A 2,560-nucleotide genomic window follows, 5' to 3' on the forward strand; every position below is an offset into this window, starting at 1 on the left:
TCACATGCGCATTCGTGCCGCTGATCCCGAACGAAGACACACCCGCCCGACGCGCACGACCCGCCTCCGGCCACACAGTGTTGTCCGCCACCAGCTCGACAGCACCGGCCGTCCAGTCCACATGCGACGACGGCACCTCGGCGTGCAGCGTGCGTGGCAGCACCCCATACCGCATCGCCATCACCGTCTTGATCACACCCGCGACACCCGCCGCAGCCTGCGTATGACCAATATTCGACTTCACCGACCCCAACAACAACGGACGGTCCCGGTCCCGGCCATAGGTGGCCAGGAGCGCCTGTGCTTCGATCGGGTCACCCAAAGTGGTACCGGTCCCGTGCCCTTCCACCGCATCCACATCCAGCGCGGACAGCCCGCCACTGGCCAGCGCCTGCCGGATCACCCGCTGCTGCGACGGACCATTCGGCGCAGTCAACCCATTCGACGCACCATCCTGATTCACCGCACTACCCCGCACCACGGCGAGTACCGAGTGCCCATTCCTGCGGGCGTCGGACAACCGCTCCAACACCAGCATGCCGACACCCTCGCCCCAGCCCACACCATCAGCCGAGTCCGAGAACGCCTTGCACCGCCCGTCAGGAGACAGCCCACCCTGCCGCGAGAACTCCACAAACGTCGTCGGCGTCGACATCACCGTCACACCACCGGCCAACGCCAGCGAACACTCCCCCGCACGCAACGCCTGCGCCGCCAGATGCATCGCCACCAACGACGACGAACACGCCGTATCAACCGTCACCGTCGGACCCTCAAACCCGAGCGTGTACGACACCCGGCCCGACGCCACACTCGGCGCACTACCACTCCCCCGCAACCCATCGAACTCCCGCCCCGGCAGCAACGTCCCGTAATCGCCATACATCACCCCGGCGAACACCCCGGTCCGGCTCCCCCGCAACGACACCGGATCCACACCGGCACGCTCAACCGCCTCCCACACCGTCTCCAGCAACAACCGCTGCTGCGCATCAGTCGCCAACGCCTCACGCGGACTCATCCCAAAAAACCCCGCATCAAACGCACCCGCATCATGCAGAAACCCACCCGCACGCGCCGACAGCTCCAGATCCCACCCCCGATCCACAGGAACCTCACCAACCGCATCCACCCCACCAGACACCAGCCGCCACAGATCATCCGGAGACGACACCCCACCCGGATACCGGCAAGCCATCCCCACAATCACCACCGGATCATCCGCCACCGACGGCAACACACCCACCGGCACCGACACACCCGTATCCGACCCCAACAACTCATCAAACAGATGCTCCACGAGGGCCTGCGCGGTCGGGTAATCGAAGACCAGCGTCGCCGGAAGCCGCAACCCCGTCGCCGCACCCAACCCATTACGCAGCTCCACCGCCATCAACGAGTCAAAGCCCAAATCACGGAACGACCGTCCCGGATCGATCGCCGCAACACCCTGATACCCCAGCACCATGGCCACCTGACTGCGCACCAGATCCAGCAGCACCTCCCGCTGCTCGACCTCGCCCAGGCCGATCAGATTCTCGCCGAGGCCACTCGCCACAGCCCGCCCGGCAGTACGCCGACTCCGCACCAACCCACGGAGCAGAGGCGGAACATCGCCACCGGAACGGAATGCGGAAAGATCCAGCCGCACCGGCAACACCACCGGCTCCCCAGCACCCACCGCAGCATCGAACAGCGCCACACCCTGCTCGACAGACAACGGCGGGAACCCCGAGCGGTGCATCCGCTCCCGATCGACGGCGCTCAGCTCACCGACCATGCCGTCAGACTGATCCCACGGCCCCCACGCCAACGACACACCCGGCAGCCCCCGGTCCCGCCGGTACCGCACCAACGCGTCCAAGAACGCATTCCCCGCGGCGTAACTCCCCTGCCCCGCACTGCCGAACGTGCCCGCCGCGGAAGAGAACACCACGAACGCAGACAAGTCCATGTCCCGTGTCAGCTCATGCAGATGCCACGCCGCATCCACCTTCGGACGCAACACCGCATCAACACGCCCCGGAGTCAACGCACCCATCAAACCGTCATCGAGCACACCGGCCGCATGCACCACAGCCGAAATCTCACGCCCGGCCAGCACCCCCGCCAGCGCATCACGATCAGCCACATCACAGGCCACCACCTCAACCCGCGCGCCCGACTCCACCAACTCCGCGACCAGGTCCTCAGCACCCGGCGAAGCCATCCCCCGCCGGGAGACCAGCAGCAGATCCCGCACACCACGCTCGGCCACCAAATGCCGCGCCACCACCGCACCCAAACCACCCGTACCACCCGTGACCAACACGCTGCCCGGCCCATCCCACACCCGCACCGCAGCATCGGACACACCCACCCGAGCCAACCGCGGCACCACCAACCGCCCCTCCCGAACCGCAACCTCGGGTTCCGCCACACTCAGCGCCTCCGCCAGCAACGCCCCCGAGCAACCCCCGCTCCCGAGATCCAGCAGACCAATCCGACCCGGATGCTCCGACTGCGCCGACCGCAGCAAGCCCCGCGCGGCCGCGATGGCTGGGTCGTCAACCGCACCTCG

1 protein-coding gene is annotated in these 2,560 nt (G+C 67.1%); it reads right to left on the minus strand.

Annotated features, from left to right (window positions below):
- Window positions 1–2,560: type I polyketide synthase (locus SSOG_RS02485; protein WP_039936380.1), on the minus strand; the 2,560-nt coding region annotated here is incomplete at both ends.

The sequence above is a fragment of the Streptomyces himastatinicus ATCC 53653 genome (genome assembly GCF_000158915.1).
Taxonomy (GTDB): Bacteria; Actinomycetota; Actinomycetes; order Streptomycetales; family Streptomycetaceae; genus Streptomyces; species Streptomyces himastatinicus.